We start from the raw sequence: 22,761 nt of genomic DNA, 5'->3' as shown, positions 1-22,761 counted from the left end.
CGTGCTCCCCCGCCGGGAGGCGCCGTTCGCCCGGCTCGGGTGGGCGATCCTTCTGCTGCCGCGGAACATCGGCGTCCTGCTCCTGATCGTCTACCGGGCGGTCGTGTCCCCTCTCTACGGGGACGTCTGCCGTTACTACCCCTCATGCTCCGCGTACGCGCTCCAGGCGGTCCAGCTCCACGGGCTCGTCCTCGGCTCCGTCCTCGCGGCCCGCCGTCTGCTCCGCTGCCACCCGTGGGCGGCCGGCGGCATCGACGACGTCCCGACCTCGATCCCCCTGCACCGACCGGCTTCCGGCCGGACCCGCTTCGCCGTGACGCGAGCCGGGTTCGTCGTGGGCCCTCGAAAGGACTGACCCCACTCCATGGACCTCCTCGGCACGATCCTCTGGCCCCTCAAGTGGGTGGTCGAGCTGCTCCTCGTCGCCTTCCACCAGCTGCTGACCTTCACCGGCATGGAGGCGGCCGCGGGAATCACCTGGGTCCTCTCGATCGTCGGCCTGGTCATCGTCATCCGCGCCGCGCTCATCCCGATCTTCGTCAAGCAGATCAAGAGCCAGCGCCGGATGCTCGAGGTCGCGCCCCAGCTCAAGAAGATCCAGGACAAGTACAAGGGCAAGCGCGACCAGCTGTCCCGCGAGGCGATGTCCCGCGAGACCATGGAGCTCTACAAGAAGACGGGCACCAACCCGCTCGCCTCCTGCCTGCCCCTGCTGATCCAGATGCCGATCTTCTTCAGCCTGTTCTCGGTGCTGAACGCGGCGCAGCACAGCCAGAAGGGCGTGGGCCCGCTCGACGAGACGCTCGCCCGCCAGTTCGGCGAGGCGAACCTCTTCGGCGTGGCACCGCTGCACCAGTCGATCCAGGGCGCACTCGCCGAGGGCGGCCAGGAGCCGGTCATCATCATCGCGGTGATCATGGTCGTCCTGATGACGGCGTCGCAGTTCATCACGCAGCTGCAGATCGTGTCGAAGAACATGTCGCCCGAGGCGAAGGCCTCGCCGACGTTCAAGCAGCAGCGGATCCTGCTCTACATCCTCCCCCTCGTCTTCGCCTTCTCGGGCTTCGCCTTCCCCCTCGGCGTGATGTTCTACTGGCTGACCTCGAACATCTGGACGATGATCCAGCAGTTCATCGTCATCCGGAACATGCCGACCCCGGGCAGCGAGGCCGCCAAGGCCCGCGAGGAGCGCCTGCGCCGCAAGGGCAAGCTGGTCGAGGAGACCACGGCCGCCGGCGACGTCACCCTCGTCGAGAAGAAGGCCGTGCAGCGCACGCAGCCCGTGAGCAAGAACCGCTCCAAGAAGCAAGCCGGAAAGAAGTAGAGCCGCCATGACCGATCCGATGCAGACCATCACCGACGACGCGTCCGCACCCGCGGACGTGGACGTGGACGCGTCCGCCGTCGACGAGGCGCCCGAGTCCACGCTCTCGCAGCTCGAGGACGAGGGGGACGTCGCCGCCGACTACATCGAGGAGTTCCTCGACATCTGCGACCTCGACGGCGACATCGACATCGAGGTCCGCAACGGCCGCGCCTACCTCTCGGTCACCGCCTCCGGCGACACGAACCTCCGGGTGCTCTCCCGCCCCGACGCCGTCCAGGCACTGCAGGAGCTGACGCGCCTGGCGGTCCAGACGAAGACCGGCGCGTTCTCCCGCCTCATCCTCGACATCGGCGGCTCCCGCGACGCCCGCGAGGCTGAGCTCGCCCAGCTGGTCGACCGCGCGATCGAGCGGATCGAGGACGGCGCCACGTCGGCCTCGCTCCCGCCCATGTCGTCGTACGAGCGCAAGCTGGTCCACGACATGGTGGGCGAGCGCGGCTTCGTGTCGGAGTCGCGCGGCGAGGCGCGCGAGCGCCACACCGTCATCACCCGCGGCTGAACGGCGTGGAGTCGACCCTCGAGGCCGAGCCCGCAGCCGCTGCGGCGATCGCCGGCGACCGCCTGCCCCTCCTGCGGCGGTTCACGGAAGCTCTCGCTGACCAGGGTGAGGAGCGCGGCCTGATCGGGCCCTTGGAGCTCCCCCGTCTCTGGACGCGGCACGTGCTCAACAGCGCCCTGGTGGCCCCTCTCCTGCGTCCGGGACTGGTGGGTGATGTCGGCAGTGGCGCGGGCCTTCCCGGGCTCGTCCTCGCCATCGTGCGGCCCGACGTCCGCTTCGTGCTCATCGAGCCGATGGAGCGTCGCGTCGTCTGGCTTCAGGAGCAGGTGGACGGACTCGGACTCGAGAATGTCTCAGTTCTTCGAGCCCGTGCTGAAGAGGCGGAGCTCGCGGAGCCTCTCGACCAGGTGACCGCTCGGGCGGTCAGCGCCCTCTCGAAGCTGATCCCGCTGACCGCGCCGCTGCTGCGGCCCGGAGGCGAGCTGGTCCTGCTGAAGGGCATCAACGCCGAGAAGGAGATCGAGGCGGCGGCCAAGCAGATCCGTCGTTTCCGGCTCTCCCCGCCCGAGGTCGTCGTGCTCGGCGACGGCGTGCTCTCCGAGGTGACGAGGGTCGTCCGGGCTACAGTGGGTTGATCGCCACGACGCCGCAGTGAGCCCCCGACTCCTCGTCCGTCGACTCCTCGGTGCTGATGTCCGTCCCACTCGCTGAGCGAAGGTTTCACGTGAAACAAACCGATTCCGCCGGTCTGACCGGAGGCTTCGATTCCTCGACTCCCCTGGCCCGGGAGATCGCGGACATGACCCGTCGGCGCGCACTGCTGAACGCCCAGCCGCTGCCCAAGCCCGAGTCGACGCGCGTCATCACGATCTCGAACCAGAAGGGCGGCGTCGGCAAGACGACGACGACCGTCAACCTCGCCGCCGGGCTCGCCCGCGGTGAGGCGAAGGTGCTCGTCATCGACCTCGATCCGCAGGGCAACGCGTCGACGGCCCTGGGCATCGAGCACCGCGCCGAGACGGCCAGCGTGTACGACGTGATCGTCAACGACACTCCCCTCGCGGACGTCGTGCAGAAGAGCCCGGAGTTCGCCTCGCTCTACGGTGTGCCGGCGACCATCCACCTGGCCGGCGCCGAGATCGAGCTGGTCTCGCTCGTCGCACGCGAGCAGCGTCTCCGCCGTGCGCTCGACCGCATGCTCGACACCATGGACGAGCCGTTCGACTACGTCTTCATCGACTGCCCGCCGTCGCTCGGTCTGCTGACCATCAACGCGTTCGTCGCCGCTCGCGAGGTGCTCATCCCGATCCAGTGCGAGTACTACGCGCTCGAGGGGCTCAGCCAGCTGCTCAAGAACATCGATTTGATCGAGCGGCACCTCAATCCGAACCTCGGTGTCTCGACGATCCTCCTGACGATGTACGACGGCCGCACGAACCTCTCCCAGCAGGTGGCAGCGGATGTCCGAGAGCATTTCCCGAAGGAGGTGCTGCGCGCGGTGATCCCGCGCAACGTGAGGATCTCGGAGGCGCCGAGCTACGGACAGAGCGTGATCAGCTACGACCCGCAGTCGTCCGGTTCGCTGGCGTATCTGGAGGCGGCCGCGGAGATCGCACGACGCGGAGCTCGGAAGACACCCGAGACGGCACACGAAGGAGAGGCACGCTGATGGCGACCAAGCGCACGGGACTCGGCCGGGGGATCGGCTCGCTCATCCCGACCAGCGACGAGTCGCGCTCCCGGCCTGTCGACGTCTTCTTCCCTGATCAGGTCGGCGATTCGGCCCGTGCCGAGGAGCTCCTCGAGGTCCCCGGAGCGCGCTTGGCGCGACTCCCCCTCGCCGACATCACCCCCAACACGGCGCAGCCGCGGTCGGTGTTCGACGAGGACGACCTCGCGGAACTCGTCCACAGCATCCGCGAGTTCGGAGTGCTGCAGCCGATCGTCGTCCGGCCCGTGACGGCTCGCGGCGGAGCGAAGTACGAGCTCGTCATGGGTGAGCGCCGGTTCCGCGCCTCGAAGGCCGCGGGACTGACCACCATCCCCGCGGTCGTCAAGGACACGGCCGACGAGAACATGCTCCGCGACGCGTTGCTGGAGAACCTGCACCGCGCCGACCTCAACCCGCTCGAGGAGGCGTCCGCCTACCAGCAGCTCCTCAGCGACTTCGGGATCACCCAGGAGGCCCTGGCGACGCGGCTCGGACGTTCGCGGCCGCAGATCTCGAACACGCTCCGCCTCCTGCGGCTCCCGGCCGATGTGCAGGCCCGCGTCGCTGCCGGCGTCCTGACCGCAGGACACGCGCGTGCGGTTCTGTCCCTCGACGACGTCGAGATGATGCGCCGCCTGGCCGACAAGATCGTCAACGAGGACCTGTCCGTCCGTGCCGCCGAGGCTGCCGCCGCGCAGATGAAGGCGCCGCGGACGACCGTGCGTCCCGTGGTGGAGGAGCAGGGCGGGCACTCCGGACACCTCTCGTCGATCGCGGATCACCTCGGCGACCGGTTGAACACGCGCGTCAAGGTCACCCTGGGCGCACGTAAGGGCCAGATGGTCATCGACTTCGCCACCATCCAGGACTTGAACCGCATCCTCGCCGAGATCGGCGAGCCGACCGAGGTGTCGCTCGCTCCGTAGAGGGCCGGCCTAGCGGCCGCCACTGATTCGCCGTGCGGCTGGCGTGCGCGTGCTCGCGCTGTGTTCTTGGCCGCAATCGCCGATGTGGCGGTATCCGCTCCCCTCGTCGGCACCGCGATCGCAGATCAGCACGCTTGGGGCGATCTTCGAGATGCCTTGTGAGCTGAGGATTCTCGGTTGTCGTCCTCTTTCTGATTGATAGGCCCTTCTGACCGGTACAGTCCGATGAAGTGGTTCCAGGTTCTGCGGGGCCCTGCTGACTCCGGTCCTGGTCGAGGATACGGCTGGTATTGCCGAACGGTGACGATCGCCGGGTATCTGGGGCATTGATCTCTGGATAGAGCAGCTCACGATGCGCCTCTATGGCGGTTGAGTAGGCGTGGAGCGCCGGATCTAGGGTTGGCTGAGTTCAGACCTCCTGACCTCCGGAGTTCATGTCCCTTTCAGTGACTCGCTGGCAGGCGCAGGAAGGGTACCTGGGCGGGTCGTACTCGGTGGCGCTCTCCGCTGCCCAGGGCGACGTCATGGTCGCCCATAGTCGCGTGCGCAATGTTTCACGTGAAACATTCCTACGTTGGCCGCTGAGATGAGGATCACCTCGGCTGTCCGTGCATCCCAAGTCGCCGGTGAGGAGCGCTTCCTCGGCCTCCAGAAATTGGCCAGCGGGGGGGCAGCCTTAGACGAAATGCAGTATCGCTTCGTTTTCGCGGATCGATGCAGATGTGATGACTGGGTTCGTCGAGGTTTGACGGAGGACTCCGTCGGCGGTCGCCCCAGAGAGCACTGAAAAAGGCGATGGAAGGGCCGTTTCACGTGAAACGGTCCGCTCTAGGGCGGCCTAGCCATTGAAGAGCTACGAGCTTGCCGTGTAGGAGAGGAGGCCCTCGTCGGCTCGACTCGCTCCAACGGGCGCAACATTTCGGATCGAAGTTGCTCAACGGCTGCGGAAGCGTTTCACGTCAAACGCCCCTGCCGAGAACATTGGACGCCCATGGGGATCGGCGTGGGACCGACTTCGACCGCAATGCTCGAAAGAGGTTGCTCGCATGACCAGCCGAATAGAGACACCACCCCCCGAGGCGAAGTTGAGGTCGGAGAACCAAGCTAAAGGGGTCCCTTCGGGCCGTGGGTCTCAGTACGTCGCGTTGTGGCTACTCGACCAGCACGGCGACGGGTGCCTGTAGTCGATCAGCGTCGATCGACCATGTTCTGTCTCCCCAGAGATGCGCGGGTGGCGATCGTGGTGAGCCTCGATTCGACGCACTACTGCTCTTCACCGGTGTGTCTGCGGATATGGCCAGACAGTGGGCGTGGATACATCCCTCCAGGCAACGCCCACCAGGTACCCACTGGGGGTGGCCGGGTCTCGATGCGCGGCAATGCGTCTACTCGACCAGCATGACGACGAGGACCAGGTGGCGATGGATGCCCGTGGGCCTGGTGAAAACGTGGCGGCGGGGGCGGGATATACCACGCTGATCTGCGGATAATCGACCGGCGCGGAGACAGATGTCTAACGTTGGTGGGAGTCGATACGCGGCCTCGGGTTCTTCCCCGAGTTGGCACTACTGGTCTGCTGATGAAGACGTGGACCCGTTATTGAGTGGCTACTCGACCCGCATTGTAGGGAGAAGGCGGCGATAGAGGGACCTGATCGGACGCGACGCTATTACTCGTCTGGCATGGATTCGAGCAGTCGTTCAGAACTCGGCAGCCACGTGATCAGGAGCGTACGCGCAGCGGACCGTTTCACGTGAAACGGTGAAGGTCAGGAGGCGGCGAGCTTCGCGAGAGTGGAGTAGACGTCGCCGAGGTAGCGGCCGGATGCCTCGATGGCCTGAGGAACGAGTGAGGTCTCGGTCATTCCGGGAAGGACGTTCGCGTCGAAGAACCAGGGGAGTCCGGCCTCGTCGATGATGAAGTCGAGGCGCGACAGATGGCGGAGCCCCAGCAGCTCGTGGATCGCGACGGCCACGCGGGACACTTCCTCCGTGATCTCCGGCGAGATCCGGGCCGGCGTGTAGAAGTGCGTCTCCCCCGCGTTGTAGCGCGCTTCGAAGGTGTACTGGCCCGCGACGGGTGCGATCTCGACGGGCGGCAGTGCGAAAGGTCCGTCGCCGAGGTCGAGAACACCGACGGAGACCTCGGTTCCCTGGATCTGCTGTTCGATGAGCACGACGTCGCCGTAGGTGTACGCCTCGACCATCGCTCGCGGGAGCTGCGACGACTCCGTCACGATGCTGACGCCCTGGGCTGAACCGCCCTGGGCGGGCTTCACCACGAGGGAGCCCGGCAGGTGCGCCTCGACCTGCTCCAGAATCCCGCCGGCTCCGAGCTCGCGGAAGGTCTCGCGGGGGAGGGTGACGGAGCGCGGGGTCGAGAAGCCCGCGCGAACGACGAGCGTCTTCGCGGTCGGCTTGAACCAGGCCAGGCGCGCCGCGTCCGTCTGCGAGCCGACGTAGGCGAAGCCAGCCGCCTCGAGGAGCCCGAGGAGCGCACCGTCCTCACCGCTCGCCCCGTGCACCGCGGGCCAGACGACGTCCGGACGCTTCTGCAGGAGCGTCGAGAGGAGGCCGGCGTCCGGTTCGTGCAGGGAGACGCGGTGGCCCATCGCGGAGAGACGATCCGCCACGCGACGGCCCGACCGCAAGGAGACGTCGCGCTCGTGGCTGATGCCACCGCTGATGACGACGATGTCGAGTGTACGGTCGAGCACAGAGAAATCGGTCATGACCAGGGCTTTCTTATCGAAGGAGCGGTGTCAGGAGACGTTCGGCGGCAGGACGGCGTCACGCTTGCTCGCGTCGGCGCTGCTCAGCCGGCCCGTGCCCGCGAAGGTCGACAGCAGATCGAGCTCCCCGTTGATGACCGTGGCGAGGCGGCGGATGCCGTCACCGATGCGCTCCGGCGTCGGGTAGCAGAACGAGAGGCGGATGTTCTGACGTCCGTCTCCGTTACCGTAGAACGCAGTGCCCGGCGTGTACGCGACGAGCTCCTTCACTGCGCGCGGCAGCATCGCCTTGGAGTCGAGCTCCTCGGGCAGCGTGACCCAGACGTAGAAGCCGCCGTTCGGGTTCGTCCAGCTGAGGCCGGGCAGATGGGTCTGCAGGCCCTTCAGCATCGCTTCCTTCCGCTCGCGATAGACGCCGCGGAAGGTGTCGATCTGTCCGCGCCAGTCGGCCGTCTCGAGGTACTTCGAGATGACCAGCTGGCTGAAGGACGACGGACTGAGGACGGCCGCCTCGTTGGCGAGGATCAGCCGCTCGCGGATCGCGTGCGGAGCGAGAGCCCAGCCCACCCGGAAGCCGGGAGCGAGCGTCTTCGAGAACGTCCCGAGGTAGATCACCCCGTCCTCCTCCAGCGAGCGCATCGCCTTCGGCGGGACATCCTCGAAGTAGAGGAGGCCGTAGGGGTTGTCCTCGAGCACGAGGATTCCCTCGGACTTGCAGATCTCGAGGATCTCGACGCGGCGCTCCCAGCTGAGGGTCACGCCTGCGGGGTTGTGGAAGGTGGGGATCGTGTACAGGAACTTGATCGTCTTCCCGGCGGCGCGCACGCGGGCGATGTGCTCGCGGAGGGCCGCGGGGATGAGCCCGTGCTCGTCCATGGGGACGTGCTCGACGTCGGCCTGGTACGACCGGAAGATGACCATCGCCGTGACGTAGCTGGGGCCCTCGGAGAGGACGACATCCCCCGGGTCCAGGAACAGCTTTGAGACGAGCTCCAGGGCGTGCTGAGAGCCCGTGGTGACCACGATGTCGTCCGCGCTGGCGGAGATGCCCTCAAGAGCCATGACGTCGAGGATCTGCTCGCGCAGGACGGGGACGCCCTGCCCCGACCCGTACTGCAGCGCGACGGGTCCCTGCTCCCGCATCACGGTGTCGATGGCGCCGGTCACCAGGTCCTGGGGGAGCGCGGACACGAACGGCATGCCGCCGGCGAGCGAGACCACTTCGGGGCGTGACGCGACGGCGAACAGGGCTCGGACCTCGCTGGCGGCCAGACCGGCCGTGCGCTCCGCGTAGGAGTTGTACCAGGGGTCGAGGTTGGTGCCGCGGTTGGTCACGATGGTTCCGCTTCGCTCGGTGGACAGGGTCTCTCCGGCCGGAGCCGGGTGGATCCACAGTACCGGCCGGTCCTGTGCTGCGGCGGGGCGGTCGGGCGCCACTGCAGGGATCGTGGCCTGCGCCAAAGCAGGGCTGTTTCACGTGAAACAGCCCTGCACGAGGAGAGCCCCCGTCACGACGTGACAGGGGCTCTCGGAGACCGCAGGGCGGTCAGGAGTGCGAACTCAGAGGAACGCGGCCAGGTCGGCCTCGAGGGCCGGCTTCGGCTTGGCGCCGATGACGGTCTTCACGACCTCACCCTTCTGGTACACCTTCATCGCCGGGATCGACGTGATCTGGTACTTCGCGGCGGTCTGCGGGTTCTCGTCGACGTTCAGCTTGACGATCTCGATCTTGTCGCCGTGCTCGGCCGAGATCTGGTCGAGGATCGGCGCGACCATGCGGCAGGGGCCGCACCACTCGGCCCAGAAGTCGACCAGGACGGTCTTCTCGGAGTCGAGGACGTCGGACTGGAACGATGCGTCGGTGACGCTCTTCGCGGTGGACATGGTGTTCTCTCCTTCACGAGTCGGCGGGCTGCCGGCTCCGATGTGCGATGACCGGACGGTCAGCGGGTGATGAGCTCGGCCCGGGGTGAGCCTTCGGTGTGGGCGGTGCCATCGGCGAGCGAAGCGAGGTAGTGCTCCGCGTCGAGGGCGGCGACCGTTCCGGATGCCGCGGCGGTGACGGCCTGACGGTAGGTCGGGTCGATCACGTCGCCCGCGGCGAAGACGCCGGGAACGGAGGTCTGGGAGGAGCGGCCGACCACCGAGATGGTGCCCTCGGTGGTGAGGTCGAGCTTGCCGTGCACGACGTGCGTGCGCGGGTCGTTGCCGATCGCGATGAACAGGCCGTCGAGGTCGAGGTGGGACTCGGTGCCGTCGACCGTGTCGCGCAGCTTCACGCCGTCGACGTGGTTCTCGCCGGTGATGCCGGTGACCTCGGCGTTCCAGATGAACTCGATCCTGTCGTTGTCGAAGGCGCGCTTCTGCATGACCTTCGAGGCGCGGAGCGAGTCCTTGCGGTGGATCACATAGACCTTCGCGGCGTGCTTGGTGAGGAAGGTCGCCTCCTCCATGGCGGAGTCGCCCCCGCCGACGACGGCGATGGTCTTGCCCTTGAAGAAGAATCCGTCGCAGGTGGCGCACCACGAGACACCATGTCCCGACAGGCGGTCCTCGTCGTGGAGGCCCAGCTTGCGGTACGCGGATCCGGTCGCGACGACGACGGTCTTCGCCTCGATGCTCTCGCCGGAGCCGAGGTGGACGGTCTTGACCTCGCCCTCGAGATCGAGGGAGGTGACGTCGTCGTAGAAGGTCTCGGCGCCGAACTTCTCGGCCTGCGCCTGCATCGAGGTCATCAGCTCGGGGCCGAGGACGCCGTCGGGGAAGCCGGGGAAGTTCTCGACGTCCGTCGTGTTCATCAGGTCGCCGCCGATCTCGACCGACGAGGCCACGACCACCGGGTGCAGCTCGGCGCGCGCCGCGTAGATGGCGGCGGTCCAGCCGGCGGGGCCGGATCCGATGATGACGATGTCGCGCACGGCAACTCCTCGGGGTCTGTACGAGCGGTGACGGGTGGGGCGGGAGCCGAGCACCCGGAGCCGGTCGCTCGAATCGTTCCGCGGCTCCGTGGGCTACAACACATCCTAGGCGGGCACTATTCCGCGGGCCCGGGAGCGTGGGCAGCGCTACGGTCCGGTCGACTCAGCAGAACCAGAAAAAGCCTCTGTCCAGGCTTTTACCGGAGCAGCATCAGCGGCCCAGTCGGCGGAGCACCGGAGCGAGGACGGCGCGCAGCTCCGGCACCCGGAGGAACCAGAGGACCGCGAAGTAGACGAGCGCCATCACGGTGCCGATCGCGGCCATCGAGAGCAGCGGCTCCACGTAGTTCGAGACGGCGAAACCGCCCGCGCGCGTGCCGCCGAGGGCGACCAGGACGCCGTAGCCGGCGGCGGCGGAGGGCACCGCGGCGAGGACGAACTGCGCGAGCCTGACGAGGATCCGCCTGCCTCCGCGGCCGCCGAGCCGGCGGCGCAGGAGGAGGGCCGCCACGAGGGCCTGCACGCAGATGCCGAGCGAGGTCGCAGCGGCGATGCCGACAGCGGTGCGGTCGGCGGGGAGCCGGAGCACGATCAGGTACCCGGCGACCGCCACGACGACCTGCACCAGGGTGAACAGGAACGGCCGCGCTCCGTCGCTCAGGGCGTAGAACGCGCGCTGCATGATGGCGATCGAGGAGAACAGCGGCAGGGCGATCACGTAGGCCACGGCGATCGCTCCGATGGCCTGCGCGTCCGCGAACGAGTCGGTGAAGACGGAGCCGAACGGCACTGCGACCACGACGATCGCGGCGGCGGCGAAGACGAGCATCATCAGCACCAGGCGGAGCGAGGTGGAGACGTCCGAGCGGAACTCCTTCATCTCCCCCCGTGCGGTGTGGCCGCTCATCTTGGTGAAGTAGGCCATGGCGATCGAGATCGCGATGACCGAGTGGGGCAGCATGAAGATCAGCCACGCCTTCTGCAGCGCCGCGGCCGAGGGCCCCTCGCCGGACGCGGTGGAGGAGACCTGGCTCTCGACGATGCCGGCGACGATGGTCAGCAGCACCGTGGCGAACGACCACAGCGACATCCGCCCGGCCGTGCCGAGGCCGACGCCCCGGAAGCGGAAGTCGGGGCGGTAGCTGAGGCCGACCCTCCGCCAGAAGAGCATCAGGAACAGCGACTGGACGACGATGCCCAGTGTCGCGCTCCCGCCGAGGAGGGTGACCATCGCCGGGGACCACGAGTCGACCGGACGGTTCCCCTCCGGATCGGCGCCGAACAGCACCATGAAGGCGACGAGCCCAGCGATCACCACGACGTTGTTCAGCACGGGCGCCCAGGTGAAGGGGCCGAACGAGCCGCGGGCGTTGAGCACCTCGCCGAGGATGGTGAAGAGGCCGTAGAAGAAGACCTGCGGCAGGCACCAGAACGCGAAGGCGACGGCCAGCTGGTACTGCTCCGGTCCGTAGCCGGGCGCGTAGAGGCGCACGAGCAGGGGAGCGAGGACCGTGGCGGCGATCGTGGTCACCAGGAGCAGGCCGAGCGCCAGGGTCAGCAGGCGGTTGATGTAGCCGCGGCCGCCGTCGGCGTCGAGGCCCGCCCGCACGATCTGCGGGACGAGGACGGCGTTCAGAGCGCCGCCCGCGATGATCGAGTAGATCGTGTTGGGCAGCAGGTTCGCCGTCGTGAAGGCGTCCGCGCCCGGCGCGACCGCGGCTCCGATCGTGTTCGCCATGACGATCGACATGACGAAGCCGAGGATCCGCGAGACCATCGTGCCGGAGGCGAGGACGGCGCTCGCGCGTCCGAGGGAGAAGCTAGCCACGCGGGTCCGATCGCTGGTCGTCGAGGTCGGGCTGGACCTCGAGCACGGCGTTCGGGTCCTCCTCGTCCTCAGGGGTGTCGCCTCGACGGCGACGGCGGATGTTGCGGAGGATGCCGGCTCCGAAGACGACGACGAGCGCGATCCCGATGACCAGGGTGCCGACGGTCTCCCAGTCGGCGCGGACGCTGGTCGTCATGCCCGTGGGGGTGCCGATGGGGACGCCCTGCGCCGAGGTCAACTGCAGGCCGAGGCTCGTCTCTCCGTTGCCGACCCGGGCCTTCACGGGGATGAGGACGCGGCCCTGCGAGCGGGCGTCGATCTCGGTGGTCTCGATCGCCTCCTCGTCGATGTCGAGGACGGCGTTCGAGGTCGAGGCCTGGATGCGGACGGCGATCGGCCAGGGGAGCTCGTTGCGGACGTACACGGGGATGCTCGAGTCGCGGGAGACCTGCAGGATGCTGCCGGTCGCGTCGATCGACACCAGCGAGAGCGTCCGGTCGGCCTCGGTCATGGCCGCGCCGACGGCGTCGCCCCAGCCGCTGCTGTCTCCGCGCCAGGTCACCGAGAGCAGCGCCAGCACGTCGTTGCGGCTCTTGCCCGACAGCAGCTCCGGCTCCTGCAGCACGGAGGAGAACGCCTCGACCTCGGAGCCGGCGTCGAGCAGGTCGCGCACCCGGTCGAGGCGCGACTCCGACTCCGGCGAGTCGACGACGCTGGCGCCCTCGGTCGCGGGGACGGCGAGGGCGGTGGAGAGGGCGACTCCGCGGGCCCAGGGCAGCGACTCGATCGCGTCGAGGGTCTCGGAGAGGCGCGCGGCGCCGATCGCGGAGCCGCGGCCGAGGGTGAGCACGACGTCCGGCGCGGTCCCCTCCTCCTGCACCTCGGCGAGATCGGTGGCGATCTCGGACATGCGGGCGCGCCACTCGGTGTCGTCGGTGGCAGTTGCGGCCGCGTCGAACGCCTCGGTGAGGCGCGAGTCGGCCACGACCAGGTCCGAGTCGCCGACGGTGGCGCGCGAGGTCGTGGTCACCTCCTCCGGCAGCAGGAGACCGGAGGAGGGGACGACCGTGCGGTTCATGCCGCTGGCCGCGTAGACGTCGAGGTCCGACCCGCGGAGGGTGCCCTCGTCGGGCCAGGCGACGCTGCCGAGGGAGGTGCTCCAGTCGGAGGCGAGCAGCGACTCGGTGCTCGGACGCGCCGGCAGGTCCTCGGCCGGCTGGTCGGAGTCGACGGCGACCGTGGGCGCCGGGCTGGCGGTGCCGGGGACCGCGGCGAAGCGGGTGTCGTCGATCGCGTACTCGAAGGAGGTGGGAGAGAGGAGCGCGGAGAGCCCGGCCTGAGCCTGGGCCGAGACGTCGGCGTCGGCGTACGGCAGTGCGAAGCGCTCGTTCGGCACGGACTGCAGCCGGTCGAGCCAGTCGAGGGCCGACTCCGGAGCGGCGCTGCCGAGGATCCGGATCGAGGCGAGGATGCGCGGGTCGACCCCGATCGTGACGCCCTTCCCCGCGACCGCGTCGAGCTGTTGGGTGAGGGTCCCCGTGCCGTCGGTGTAGTCGGCGAGGGCCTCGGCCGAGAGCAGGCCGTCGGCCGTGTCCGGGACGGTGAGCGGGACGAGGACGCTGACCCCGGTCTCTCTCTCCGGGACCGCCGCGTCGTCGGTCAGCTCGACGGCCGTGCGGGCGGTCGAGACGACACCACCCGGACCGGTGACCGTGACGAGGACGGCGTGGGTGCCGAGTGCGGTCCGGTCGTTGGAGAAGGGGATCTGGTCGACCGGCACGGTGAGGCCGGCCTCGGCGGTGCTGGAGGGCAGCAGGCGCAGCTGGGCGGTCGCACGGACCGGGTCGGTGTCGTTGTCGGCCTCGGCGTCGAGCCAGTCGTGCAGCTCCGCGCGGGTGTCGAGGGTGGCGTAGGAGAGGGCGACCGTCACGTCGGCGCTGTCGATCGCCTCGGTGGTGCCGTTGCGCACGGCGATCGAGAGCTCGAGGTCCTGGCCGGGCCGCAGGACGCCGTCGCTGCCGGCCCCCGCGGTCGTGGTGACGGTGCCGGGAGCGGGCGTCGAGGTCGCCGTCGCGGCGGCGACCGGGGCCGCGAGGGCGGGGGAGGCCACGCCGGTCAGGCCGAGCGCGAGGGCGGCGGCACCTGCCGAGCGAAGCAGGAGGAGGGCCGCCCGCGAGCGGCGGGAGCGGAGGGAGGGGTCGCGCCGATGCATCGGACTCACTCGGCCTCCATGCGGGTGATTCTACGGGCAGCCCTCCTCGGGGCAGGCGGTGCGTCCGCTGTGCACGCGGATCCCCCTGTAACCCCCTGGCACGGTCACCCGCTGACGGGACACCCCCCGCCACTAGGATCGTGCGAATGCACAGCGTCCAGACCGCTCTCGTGACCCTCCGCGCGCTCGCGGGGACGCCCACGGTGGCGCGGCTGGCGGAGGCGTTCGCAGCCCAGGGCCACGAGCTCGCGCTGGTCGGCGGCCCGGTCCGCGACGCCTTCCTCGGCCACGGCGTGCACGACCTCGACTTCACCACCTCCGCGCGCCCCGACGACATCGTGCGGATCGTCGCTCCGATCGCCGAGGCGCACTGGGACATCGGCCGGGCCTTCGGCACGATCGGCGCTCGCGTGGCCGGCGAGACGGTCGAGATCACGACCTACCGCAGCGACAGCTACGACGGGGTGAGCCGCAAGCCCGAGGTCGAGTTCGGCGACTCGCTCGAGGGCGACCTGGTGCGGCGCGACTTCACGGTCAACGCGATGGCGCTGCGGCTCCCGGAGGTCGTCCTCGTCGATCCCTCGGGAGGAGTGGAGGACCTGCTCGCCGGCCGGCTGCGCACCCCCTCCCCCGCCGACCTCTCCTTCGGCGACGATCCGCTCCGGATGCTCCGCGGCGCGCGCTTCACCTCACAGCTCGGCTTCCGCACCACCGACGAGGTCGAGTGGGCCATGGCCGAGCTCGCCGGCCGGATCGACGACGTCTCGGCGGAGCGCGTGCAGGAGGAGCTGCGGAAGCTCCTCGCGACCGCCTCGCCCCGCGCCGGCCTGGAGCTGCTGGTCGACACCGGTCTGGCCGGTCGCTTCCTCCCGGAGCTGCCCGCGCTGCGCCTGGAGCAGGACGAGCACCACCACCACAAGGACGTCTACACCCACAGCCTCACCGTGCTGGAGCAGGCGATCGCGCTGGAGGAGTCGCGGCACCCTGGAGCCGCGCCCGACGTCGTGCTGCGGCTCGCCGCCCTCCTGCACGACATCGGCAAGCCGGCCACGCGGCGGCTCGAGCCGGCCGGAGCGGTGAGCTTCCACCACCACGACCTGGTCGGCTCCAAGCTCGCGATCAAGCGGATGCGCGCCCTGAAGTTCGACAACCAGACGACGAAGGACGTGGCCCGCCTCATCGAGCTGCACCTGCGCTTCTTCGGGTACACGGACGGCGCGTGGACCGACTCCGCGGTGCGCCGCTACGTGACCGACGCGGGGCCGCTGCTCGAGCGTCTGCACATCCTCACCCGCGCCGACGTGACCACGCGCAACCGCCGCAAGGCCGACCGGCTCGCGCACGCCTACGACGACCTCGAGGCGCGCATAGCCGAGCTCGCCGAGAAGGAGGAGCTCGCCTCCAAGCGCCCCGACCTCGACGGCACGCGGATCATGGAGATCCTCGGCCTCGCCCCGGGCCCCGAGGTCGGGCAGGCGTACCGGTTCCTGCTGGAGCTGCGGCTCGAGGAGGGTCCGCTCGGCGAGGAGGTCGCGACGCAGCGGCTCCGCGAATGGTGGGCGTCGCGCTGAGGCGCTGAGCCGGGCCCCGTGCTCGCCCCGCCCTGCGCCCGGGATGGTGCGCCTCGAGCGGATCCGTCCGGCGCGTCGCGGCGGTCCTGTTGTAGTCTGTACAGGTTGTCCACGACCAGACGCACTCGCGTCCGCGGGAGTGGGCAGATGCTACATACCCTCCTGTCACGGAAATACCGTGGCCGTTCAGTCCGAAGGAGGTGGGTTAGTGACGCATCAGTACGAGATCATGGTCATCCTGGACCCCGAGATCGATGAGCGCACCGTCGCTCCGAGTCTCGACAAGTTCCTCAACGTCATCCGCACCGATGGTGGATCCATCGACAAGGTCGACGTCTGGGGCCGCCGTCGTCTGGCGTACGAGATCAACAAGAAGTCCGAGGGCATCTACGCCGTCGTCGACTTCACGTCGACCTCCGCCGCAGCGAACGAGCTCGACCGTCAGCTGAAGCTGTCCGAGGCCGTCATGCGCACCAAGGTGCTGCGGGCCGAAGAGGGCATCGCCCAGGTCGCGGCCGCCGCGAAGCTCGCCGACGAGAAGGCCGCCCGCAAGGCTGCCAAGGCCTCGGCCGCTCCCAAGGCGTAGCGCTCATGGCCGGCGAGACGATCATCACCGTGGTGGGGAACCTCACCGCCGACCCCGAGCTGCGCTACACGCAGGGCGGGCTCGCGGTCGCGAACTTCACCATCGCCTCCACGCCGCGCACCTTCGACCGTCAGGCGAACGACTGGAAGGACGGCGAAGCGCTGTTCCTCCGCGCCTCCGTCTGGCGCGAGTTCGCCGAGAACGTCGCAGGAACGCTGACCAAGGGCAGCCGCGTCATCGCGACCGGCCGCCTGAAGCAGCGCTCCTACGAGACGAAGGAAGGCGAGAAGCGCACCAGCATCGAGCTCGAGATCGACGAGATCGGGCCCTCGCTGCGCTACGCGACCGCGCAGGTCACGCGCGCCTCCGGTGGAGGCGGACGCGGCCAGGCCGGTGGCGGCCAGGGCAACGGCGGTCAGATCGGCGGCGGCCAGGGCGGCTTCGGCGGCGGCGGTCAGGGGGGCTCCGGCAACGCCGGCGGCAACCGTGGCGGTCAGGCCGAGGAGCCGTGGGCGCCGAGCGCTCCCGCCGGTGGCGACGTGTGGAGCACGCCGGGCAGCTACAACGACGAGACGCCGTTCTGAGCCTCGGCTCGGACGCTCTCCTCACCTGAATCACGCCTCCCCCGCACCGCGATCGCTCGCGGCGGGGCAGGGGCGAACCAGAATCTAAGGAAACCACTATGGCTGGAAAGAGCAGCGGCGACCGCCGCAAGCCGATCCGCGGCAAGGGCGCGAAGAACGCGGCCCCCGCGAAGTCGGTCCGCGTGGGTGTCATCGACTACAAGGACGTCGCGACCCTCCGCAAGTTCATCTCGGAGCGCGGGAAGATCCGCGCCCGTCGTATCACCGGCGTCTCCGTTCAGGAGCAGCGCCTCATCGCCCGTGCCGTCAAGAACGCCCGCGAGATGGCGCTCCTGCCCTACGCCGGCAGCGGAAGGTAGGTAACGGTATGTCCAAGGTCATCCTGACCCACGAGGTCGACGGACTCGGCTCGGCCGGCGACGTCGTCGACGTGAAGAACGGGTTCGCCCGCAACTACCTCATCCCGCAGGGCTTCGGCGTCGCGTGGACCCGCGGTGGCGAGAAGCAGGTCGAGCAGATCAAGTCGGCGCGAGCCGCTCGTGAGCACAAGACCATCGAAGAGGCCCAGCACACCAAGCAGGTCCTCGAGGCCAACCGCGTGAAGCTGACGGTCAAGGCCGGCAAGGACGGCCGCCTGTTCGGCTCGGTGAAGACCTCCGACATCGCGAACGCGGTGGCGGCGGCAGGATTCGGCGAGCTCGACAAGCGCAAGATCGTCATCTCGAACGCGATCAAGCACGTCGGCGAGCACGAGGCCGTGGTGCGTCTGCGCGACGACATCCAGGCCACTGTGAAGCTGCAGGTGGTCGCGGCCAAGTAAGGCCGCGAGAACGCCGCGGAGGGCGGTGCGACGGGACTTCCGAGTCCCCTCGCACCGCCCTTCGTCGTTCCCGTTCTCCACAGCTCCATCCACATACACCCTCCGGCGGGACCAACCTTCACTGTGGTCTTGAGACTCTTTTCCCCACACACCTGTGGAAAGCAGGAAATGCCTGGTCAAGAGCCGGAAAAAACTTGCTGAGGGCCGCCGATCCCACAGGGTTGTCCACACGTTGCCCACAGTGGGCCCGGCGTTTCCCCTCGGTTCTGCACAGCTCTCTCCACAGGGCGGTTTGCGTGCCGCGGGCGGCGGTCCGTAGGGTGGCGCAGCGCCCCGCGAGGGGTGCGGGCAGGCGCCCGTGCGCCGCTGTCGGAGGTCGCTGGTAGACCGGATCCCGGCACCGGCTCGACCGGACGCGCAGCACCCGACAGGAGGAGGCGAAGGCATGACGATCGCGCACCTGGCGGTACCCGGCTCGGACGGACGGGACGGTCGCGGTGACCGCGGCGAGTCGCGCGGGAACGAGCGGACCCCTCCGCACGACCTCCTCGCCGAGCAGTCGGCGCTGGGCGGCATGCTGCTCTCGAAGGACGCGGTCGCCGATGTCGTCGAGAGCGTCAAGGGCACCGACTTCTACATCCCCAAGCACGAGATCGTCTTCGACGCGATCCTCGCCCTCTACTCGCACGGCGAGCCGACCGACGTCATCGCGGTCACCGACGAGCTCACGAAGCAGGGCGAGCTGCAGCGGGCCGGCGGCGCCGACTACCTGCACACGCTCACCTCGATGGTCCCCACCGCGGCCAACGCCGGGTACTACGCCTCCATCGTCGCCGAGCGCGCTCTGCTGCGCCGCCTCGTCGAGGCGGGCACCCGCATCGCGCAGATGGGCTACCAGGGCGAGGGCGAGGTGCTCGACCTGGTCAACACGGCGCAGGCCGAGATCTACAACGTCACCGGCTCCGAGACGGCGGAGGACTACGTCCCGCTGACCGACGCGGTGACCGTCGCGATCGACGAGATCGAGGCGGCCGCTCACAAGGACGGCAGCTTCACCGGCGTCCCCACCGGCTTCGCCGACCTCGACGACCTGACCAACGGCTTCCACGCCGGGCAGATGATCATCGTCGCCGCGCGCCCCGCGCTCGGAAAGTCGACGCTGGCGCTCGACTTCGCCCGTGCCGCCGCGATCAAGCACAACATGGCCACGATCTTCTTCTCCCTCGAGATGGGGCGCAGCGAGATCGCGATGCGCCTCCTCTCGGCCGAGGCGTCCGTGCCGCTGCAGCACATGCGGAAGGGCACGGTCGACCAGCGCGACTGGACGACCATCGCCTCCACCCGCGGCCGGATCAACGACGCGCCGCTCTACATCGACGACTCGCCCAACATGACCCTCGTCGAGATCCGGGCGAAGTGCCGCCGGCTCAAGCAGCGGGTCGGGCTCAAGATGGTCGTCATCGACTACCTGCAGCTGATGACCTCCGGCAAGAAGGTCGAGAGCCGCCAGCAGGAGGTCTCGGAGTTCTCGCGTGCCCTCAAGCTCCTCGCGAAGGAGCTGCAGGTGCCGGTCATCGCGCTCTCGCAGCTGAACCGAGGCCCCGAGCAGCGCGCCGACAAGCTCCCCGCCATCTCGGACCTCCGCGAGTCCGGCTCGATCGAGCAGGACGCCGACATGGTGATCCTCCTGCACCGCGAGAGCGCCTACGAGAAGGACAACCCGCGCGCGGGCGAGGCCGACCTCATCGTCGCCAAGCACCGCAACGGCCCGACCCGCACGGTGACCGTGGGCTTCCACGGCCACTTCTCGCGCTTCGCCGACATCCCGGCGGTCTGACGTGTGCTACCGACAGGGGCGAATCCCGGTCATGATCTTCCCAATTTGACCTACTCAGTGCGAGGTGCATGTAAGGGCACCGAGGCAAGACCGAACTGCGGCTGGAACCGTACTGTTCAGCGTTCCGTGCAATAGCATCGATGACGGCAGACTGCTTCCGATCGCGTCCGAATACAATCGGCGTCGGATCGATCTCGGCCACTCCCCACACTTGCCGGTGAGCCAATTGCCGAAGCGCTCTCCTTGCATCGAAATTGTCGGCGCTCCTCAGCGGGAATGCCATCATCGGACACGCCGCCTCACCGGAACAGCAGGTGAACGCCAGCCGCGCCGTGCTCTGAACGGATCCGAACCGGTTGTCGAGAATCCGAGATGTCGCGTCACTCGATCAATAGGTCAAGGGCGCTCCTGGCAACATCGATGAACTTCGATCGATAGAGCTCCAGTGGATCACCGGGTTGTTCGGATACGCCCAGGGCAACCACGGAATAGACGGCACCGTCGCTCCCCACGGCAACCAGCGTGACCGCCACGACGCCCGGCGAGCTTCCGATCTTCTCCGAGAGTGTCACCAACCCGCGTTCTACAAACGGCGAAGAAGACGCGATCTCGGGTGACCGGAGGATCTGCGACATGCAAACCAAACATGTACGGTGCTTTGTTTCTAGGCGCGAAAATTGGCGCGACGACCGACGGCGCGAACGACGATATACAACCGTGCATGTATGTTTGGTTCATGGTCTTCGGAGTGCTCGTCCTCGTGTTCGCTGCTGCTGCCGTCGTCGCAGCCGTCGAATGCGCCGCCCGAGGGCGACTCGGCCCGAACAACCTGGTCGGGATCAGAGCAGCCTCGGTCATGGCTTCCGATGAAGCCTGGCAGCGGGGCCATCAGGCAGCCCGACCCTGCGTGTGGATCGGCGCATTCTTGGCAGTCACGGGGGGCTCGCTCAGCCTCGTGGTCGACCCCACGCACTCGAACGCGTTCGTGCTCGCAGGCCTGTCGGCGTTTCTGATCTTCGTGCTGCTCGGAAGCGCGATCGCCGTGCGCGCGGCACGCCAGGTCCCCCCGCCGGGCGTCGACGACGACCGGCGAGCAGCGCCCCTCCCCTAGCGTCCAGCACGATGCACTCCGGGAGAGCACCATCCCTGTCGATCCGGTGACACCTTGGCTGATCTACGGCACGGGCTCGGTTGCAGCGGAACTCGCGATGCAGGCAAGGCGCCGGGGCATGCCGTTCCTCCTCGCCGGGCGCGACGGCGCGAGTCTCGACATGCTGGCTGACCGGTACGGCGTCGCGAGGATGCAGCTCGACCTCCGGCAGCGTGCGAGCTCCCTGACGCAACACGTCGACGGCGTCAGCGGGGTGATCAACGCAGCCGGACCATAGTCCTCCACCGCGCAGCCGCTCATGGAGGCCAGCGCGGAAGGTTGCGTCTCCTACGCTGACCTGTCGAATGAGGGCCGCACACACGAGTACGCGTGGAAACGGGATGCCCACTGGCGAGAATGCGGCATCGCCGTGGTACCCGGCGCGGGGTTCGGCACGTATCTGGCCGAAGTGCTCGCCGAGCATGCGCTCCGAACGATAGACCAGCCGCAGAAGGTCAGCCTGACGAGCCTCGCGAGTGGCAGGACTTCGAAGTCACCAGGCGTCACAGCTTCGTCGCAGGCAGTTCTCGCTTCAGGAAGCTGGCGCTTCCGGTCCGGGACGCTGGTCAGGCTGAGAGGTGGAAGAGCAGGTGAGACCTCTGAGACGAGCTCTCACCTGACACTGCACACCGGCGACCTGTTCGCTCTGCGGAGGACGACGGCGGCGACCGACATCCAGGTGTTCGCCGAGCTCGGGTTGCCTCGCGGCCAGCTCCTCCTGCTACTCCCGCTCCTGCGAGTGCTGTCTTCGCTGCACCGAGTTCGCCCTCTCAGGCTTCCATCACATCGGCGAACGCGGCCTCGGATGCTCACGTCGACCGCGAGCACCATCATCAAGCCTCGTCTCCGAGTCACCGTGGAAGGCAGCGCCGGCGATCGTGCATCGTTCGTTCTGACTGCTGGGTCTGGAACAGCCTTTGCGGCTGCGATCTGCCTGGTAGTACCGGCAGCCCTCGCAGCCGAGGCACGGTCCGGGTGCATGACGCCGCTCGAGATCCTGGGATCGAATCCGGCGAGACACCTTCCAGGCGTGCACATATCACCAGACCGATCAGAAGATCCGAAGGGACGAGATGCACCACTTTGATGGGCGGCCTTTAAAGGAGATACTCGGCAAGGAGTCCGGCCGATACTTCGGTTCGGGTCATCGACACATCAGGCATACCGTCAGCCAGGTGGCCGAACACGTCGACGGTGACAGGATCCGACTTTCGGCTGTTAAGCAGGCGATCTATCCGCCCCGCTGGTCGCTGGACGCGGCAGGAGATCCCCGCGAGGTGCATCTCAGTTCTATCGATGCGATCAGCCTGGCGCTGAAGACCATCAGCCTGTGTGAGAACACGAATCGCGGCGCTTGGTGGGAAGGGCCGTTCGATGTCACAGGGTTCTCAGTCGTCGCCGGACGTGTGGCGACGACTGATGTGGGCTCTGTCCCCATCGGCATCACGACCGATCACGGCGGACCGCTCGTCAGCACCAAGTCATTGCGGGCTCGTATCGGCGGACTGAACGTCGACTTGGAGTGCGCCCCGAGCCGAGCCCGACCGGGCGCAGCCGAGGCGGCACCCGGCCTCACCCATGCGGCAGCAGGCGACTCGATCCAGATGTCGTCCCACGTCGATCGCGTGGACCTCGTCGATGGACACCTCGAGACGTCCCATTCCGTCACATCATCCCAGGCAGGGTACTCAGCCGCCCCGCCCCGCCTTGACGCCGTCGATGAACTCGTCATGTTCGGTCAGTTGGCGCAAGTCCTCATCGACGCCGTCAATGACACCAGCCGCTCCGCTGTACCGAACCTCTGGCTCAGGCGCGCCTCCGTCTCTCGGACGCCCGCTCCGTCCGGCGGCCAGGCTCGATTCTCCGCTCGCACGTCCGTGCGCAGGAACGCCGAGGTCGTCATCGGCGGCCGAACCCTCCGCGACGTGAGGTTGGTCTCGACATCCGAGCACGGTGCGAGCGCCAGCGCGGCGTTCGGCTACTCAGCGTGAACCCTCCCGA

Annotated in this window: 22 protein-coding genes; 15 read left to right on the top strand and 7 right to left on the bottom strand. The window is 68.3% G+C overall.

The features are described 5' to 3' along the window. Position 1 precedes the first annotated feature (1 nt). The 6 genes from yidD to C5C44_RS04580 all read left to right on the top strand — a co-directional run bounded on the left by yidD (position 2) and on the right by C5C44_RS04580 (position 4,523). Positions 2-355 carry a membrane protein insertion efficiency factor YidD gene (gene yidD / locus C5C44_RS04605; RefSeq protein ID WP_244230695.1) on the top strand — a complete coding sequence of 118 codons (354 nt, stop codon included), beginning with the start codon at positions 2-4 and terminating at the stop codon, positions 353-355. Between the two features lie 9 nt (positions 356-364). Continuing rightward, positions 365-1,324 carry a membrane protein insertase YidC gene (gene yidC / locus C5C44_RS04600; RefSeq protein ID WP_104222681.1) on the top strand — a complete coding sequence of 320 codons (960 nt, stop codon included), beginning with the start codon at positions 365-367 and terminating at the stop codon, positions 1,322-1,324. A gap of 7 nt (positions 1,325-1,331) precedes the next feature. Further along, complete coding sequence (locus C5C44_RS04595; protein ID WP_258062188.1) at positions 1,332-1,886, top strand: R3H domain-containing nucleic acid-binding protein; 555 nt, start codon at positions 1,332-1,334, stop codon at positions 1,884-1,886. A gap of 5 nt (positions 1,887-1,891) precedes the next feature. Further along, complete coding sequence (rsmG, locus tag C5C44_RS04590; protein ID WP_104268815.1) at positions 1,892-2,521, top strand: 16S rRNA (guanine(527)-N(7))-methyltransferase RsmG; 630 nt, start codon at positions 1,892-1,894, stop codon at positions 2,519-2,521. Between the two features lie 164 nt (positions 2,522-2,685). Further along, on the top strand, positions 2,686-3,555 hold the full coding sequence (locus tag C5C44_RS04585) for a ParA family protein (RefSeq protein ID WP_104247021.1): 870 nt from the start codon (positions 2,686-2,688) through the stop codon (positions 3,553-3,555). Beyond that, positions 3,555-4,523, top strand: coding sequence for a ParB/RepB/Spo0J family partition protein (locus C5C44_RS04580; protein ID WP_104247022.1), 969 nt, complete (start codon positions 3,555-3,557; stop codon positions 4,521-4,523). The genes C5C44_RS04585 and C5C44_RS04580 overlap by 1 nt, the downstream gene beginning before the upstream one ends. Before the next feature lie 1,768 nt (positions 4,524-6,291). Here the strand turns inward: C5C44_RS04580 and C5C44_RS04575 are convergent. From C5C44_RS04575 to C5C44_RS04550, 6 genes are all read right to left on the bottom strand, one after another. Next, complete coding sequence (locus C5C44_RS04575) at positions 6,292-7,254, bottom strand: ATP-grasp domain-containing protein (RefSeq protein ID WP_104222685.1); 963 nt, start codon at positions 7,252-7,254, stop codon at positions 6,292-6,294. Positions 7,255-7,284: 30 nt separating this feature from the next. Next, positions 7,285-8,589, bottom strand: coding sequence for a PLP-dependent aminotransferase family protein (locus C5C44_RS04570; RefSeq protein WP_104222686.1), 1,305 nt, complete (start codon positions 8,587-8,589; stop codon positions 7,285-7,287). A gap of 225 nt (positions 8,590-8,814) precedes the next feature. Further along, positions 8,815-9,138, bottom strand: coding sequence for a thioredoxin (gene trxA / locus C5C44_RS04565; protein ID WP_104222687.1), 324 nt, complete (start codon positions 9,136-9,138; stop codon positions 8,815-8,817). Positions 9,139-9,197: 59 nt separating this feature from the next. Further along, positions 9,198-10,172: a thioredoxin-disulfide reductase gene (gene trxB, locus C5C44_RS04560; RefSeq protein ID WP_104222688.1), complete on the bottom strand. Its 975-nt coding sequence runs from the start codon at positions 10,170-10,172 to the stop codon at positions 9,198-9,200. A 211-nt stretch (positions 10,173-10,383) separates the two neighbouring features. Then, positions 10,384-12,000, bottom strand: a complete 1,617-nt coding sequence (gene murJ / locus C5C44_RS04555; RefSeq protein WP_258066660.1) for a murein biosynthesis integral membrane protein MurJ — start codon at positions 11,998-12,000, stop codon at positions 10,384-10,386. Further along, positions 11,993-14,212: a DUF6049 family protein gene (locus C5C44_RS04550; protein WP_104335408.1), complete on the bottom strand. Its 2,220-nt coding sequence runs from the start codon at positions 14,210-14,212 to the stop codon at positions 11,993-11,995. The genes murJ and C5C44_RS04550 overlap by 8 nt, the downstream gene beginning before the upstream one ends. Positions 14,213-14,358: 146 nt before the next feature. Here C5C44_RS04550 and C5C44_RS04545 point away from each other — a divergent pair, with 146 nt between their 5' ends. The 6 genes from C5C44_RS04545 to dnaB all read left to right on the top strand — a co-directional run bounded on the left by C5C44_RS04545 (position 14,359) and on the right by dnaB (position 19,610). Beyond that, positions 14,359-15,783, top strand: coding sequence for a CCA tRNA nucleotidyltransferase (locus tag C5C44_RS04545; RefSeq protein ID WP_104335407.1), 1,425 nt, complete (start codon positions 14,359-14,361; stop codon positions 15,781-15,783). A gap of 208 nt (positions 15,784-15,991) precedes the next feature. Further along, positions 15,992-16,369, top strand: coding sequence for a 30S ribosomal protein S6 (gene rpsF, locus C5C44_RS04540; protein WP_068207796.1), 378 nt, complete (start codon positions 15,992-15,994; stop codon positions 16,367-16,369). 5 nt (positions 16,370-16,374) lie between these two features. Beyond that, positions 16,375-16,953, top strand: coding sequence for a single-stranded DNA-binding protein (locus C5C44_RS04535; protein ID WP_104222691.1), 579 nt, complete (start codon positions 16,375-16,377; stop codon positions 16,951-16,953). Positions 16,954-17,051: 98 nt separating this feature from the next. Next, complete coding sequence (rpsR, locus tag C5C44_RS04530; protein WP_055784551.1) at positions 17,052-17,312, top strand: 30S ribosomal protein S18; 261 nt, start codon at positions 17,052-17,054, stop codon at positions 17,310-17,312. An 8-nt stretch (positions 17,313-17,320) separates the two neighbouring features. Beyond that, positions 17,321-17,773 carry a 50S ribosomal protein L9 gene (gene rplI / locus C5C44_RS04525; RefSeq protein WP_104222692.1) on the top strand — a complete coding sequence of 151 codons (453 nt, stop codon included), beginning with the start codon at positions 17,321-17,323 and terminating at the stop codon, positions 17,771-17,773. A gap of 445 nt (positions 17,774-18,218) precedes the next feature. Beyond that, positions 18,219-19,610 carry a replicative DNA helicase gene (dnaB, locus tag C5C44_RS04520; RefSeq protein ID WP_104225797.1) on the top strand — a complete coding sequence of 464 codons (1,392 nt, stop codon included), beginning with the start codon at positions 18,219-18,221 and terminating at the stop codon, positions 19,608-19,610. Between the two features lie 380 nt (positions 19,611-19,990). Here dnaB and C5C44_RS04515 read toward each other — a convergent pair whose 3' ends face one another. Beyond that, positions 19,991-20,245: a hypothetical protein gene (locus C5C44_RS04515; RefSeq protein WP_104335406.1), complete on the bottom strand. Its 255-nt coding sequence runs from the start codon at positions 20,243-20,245 to the stop codon at positions 19,991-19,993. A gap of 86 nt (positions 20,246-20,331) precedes the next feature. Between C5C44_RS04515 and C5C44_RS04510 the strand changes: the two genes are divergently transcribed. The 3 genes from C5C44_RS04510 (at position 20,332) to C5C44_RS04500 (ending at position 22,751) form a co-directional block, all read left to right on the top strand. Continuing rightward, positions 20,332-20,721: an SdpI family protein gene (locus tag C5C44_RS04510; protein ID WP_181074516.1), complete on the top strand. Its 390-nt coding sequence runs from the start codon at positions 20,332-20,334 to the stop codon at positions 20,719-20,721. Between the two features lie 118 nt (positions 20,722-20,839). After that, positions 20,840-20,998 (top strand): hypothetical protein, encoded by a 159-nt coding sequence (locus C5C44_RS16940; RefSeq protein ID WP_181132717.1) that lies wholly within the window; start codon positions 20,840-20,842, stop codon positions 20,996-20,998. Between the two features lie 835 nt (positions 20,999-21,833). Beyond that, entirely contained in the window at positions 21,834-22,751 is a 918-nt protein-coding gene (locus C5C44_RS04500; protein WP_146084304.1) for an AvrD family protein, read from the top strand. The last annotated feature ends 10 nt before the right edge of the window (positions 22,752-22,761 follow it).

Origin of the sequence: Rathayibacter sp. AY1F6 (assembly GCF_002932035.1) — a bacterium.
GTDB lineage: Bacteria > Actinomycetota > Actinomycetes > Actinomycetales > Microbacteriaceae > Rathayibacter.
Note: the sequence above shows the minus strand (reverse complement) of the source record. Positions and strands in the feature narration are given on the sequence as shown.

Coding starts and splice junctions, on each gene's coding strand:
- C5C44_RS04595 (WP_258062188.1), top strand. CDS start 1,332: ATGACCGATCCGATGCAGACCATCACCGACGACGCGTCCGCACCCGCG.
- yidC (WP_104222681.1), top strand. CDS start 365: ATGGACCTCCTCGGCACGATCCTCTGGCCCCTCAAGTGGGTGGTCGAG.
- C5C44_RS04550 (WP_104335408.1), bottom strand. CDS start 14,212: ATGCATCGGCGCGACCCCTCCCTCCGCTCCCGCCGCTCGCGGGCGGCC.
- dnaB (WP_104225797.1), top strand. CDS start 18,219: ATGACGATCGCGCACCTGGCGGTACCCGGCTCGGACGGACGGGACGGT.
- rplI (WP_104222692.1), top strand. CDS start 17,321: ATGTCCAAGGTCATCCTGACCCACGAGGTCGACGGACTCGGCTCGGCC.
- C5C44_RS04515 (WP_104335406.1), bottom strand. CDS start 20,245: ATGTCGCAGATCCTCCGGTCACCCGAGATCGCGTCTTCTTCGCCGTTT.
- C5C44_RS04575 (WP_104222685.1), bottom strand. CDS start 7,254: ATGACCGATTTCTCTGTGCTCGACCGTACACTCGACATCGTCGTCATC.
- C5C44_RS04580 (WP_104247022.1), top strand. CDS start 3,555: ATGGCGACCAAGCGCACGGGACTCGGCCGGGGGATCGGCTCGCTCATC.
- C5C44_RS04500 (WP_146084304.1), top strand. CDS start 21,834: ATGCACCACTTTGATGGGCGGCCTTTAAAGGAGATACTCGGCAAGGAG.
- C5C44_RS04510 (WP_181074516.1), top strand. CDS start 20,332: ATGTATGTTTGGTTCATGGTCTTCGGAGTGCTCGTCCTCGTGTTCGCT.
- C5C44_RS04535 (WP_104222691.1), top strand. CDS start 16,375: ATGGCCGGCGAGACGATCATCACCGTGGTGGGGAACCTCACCGCCGAC.
- C5C44_RS04585 (WP_104247021.1), top strand. CDS start 2,686: ATGACCCGTCGGCGCGCACTGCTGAACGCCCAGCCGCTGCCCAAGCCC.
- C5C44_RS16940 (WP_181132717.1), top strand. CDS start 20,840: ATGCCGTTCCTCCTCGCCGGGCGCGACGGCGCGAGTCTCGACATGCTG.
- rpsR (WP_055784551.1), top strand. CDS start 17,052: ATGGCTGGAAAGAGCAGCGGCGACCGCCGCAAGCCGATCCGCGGCAAG.
- trxA (WP_104222687.1), bottom strand. CDS start 9,138: ATGTCCACCGCGAAGAGCGTCACCGACGCATCGTTCCAGTCCGACGTC.
- C5C44_RS04545 (WP_104335407.1), top strand. CDS start 14,359: ATGCACAGCGTCCAGACCGCTCTCGTGACCCTCCGCGCGCTCGCGGGG.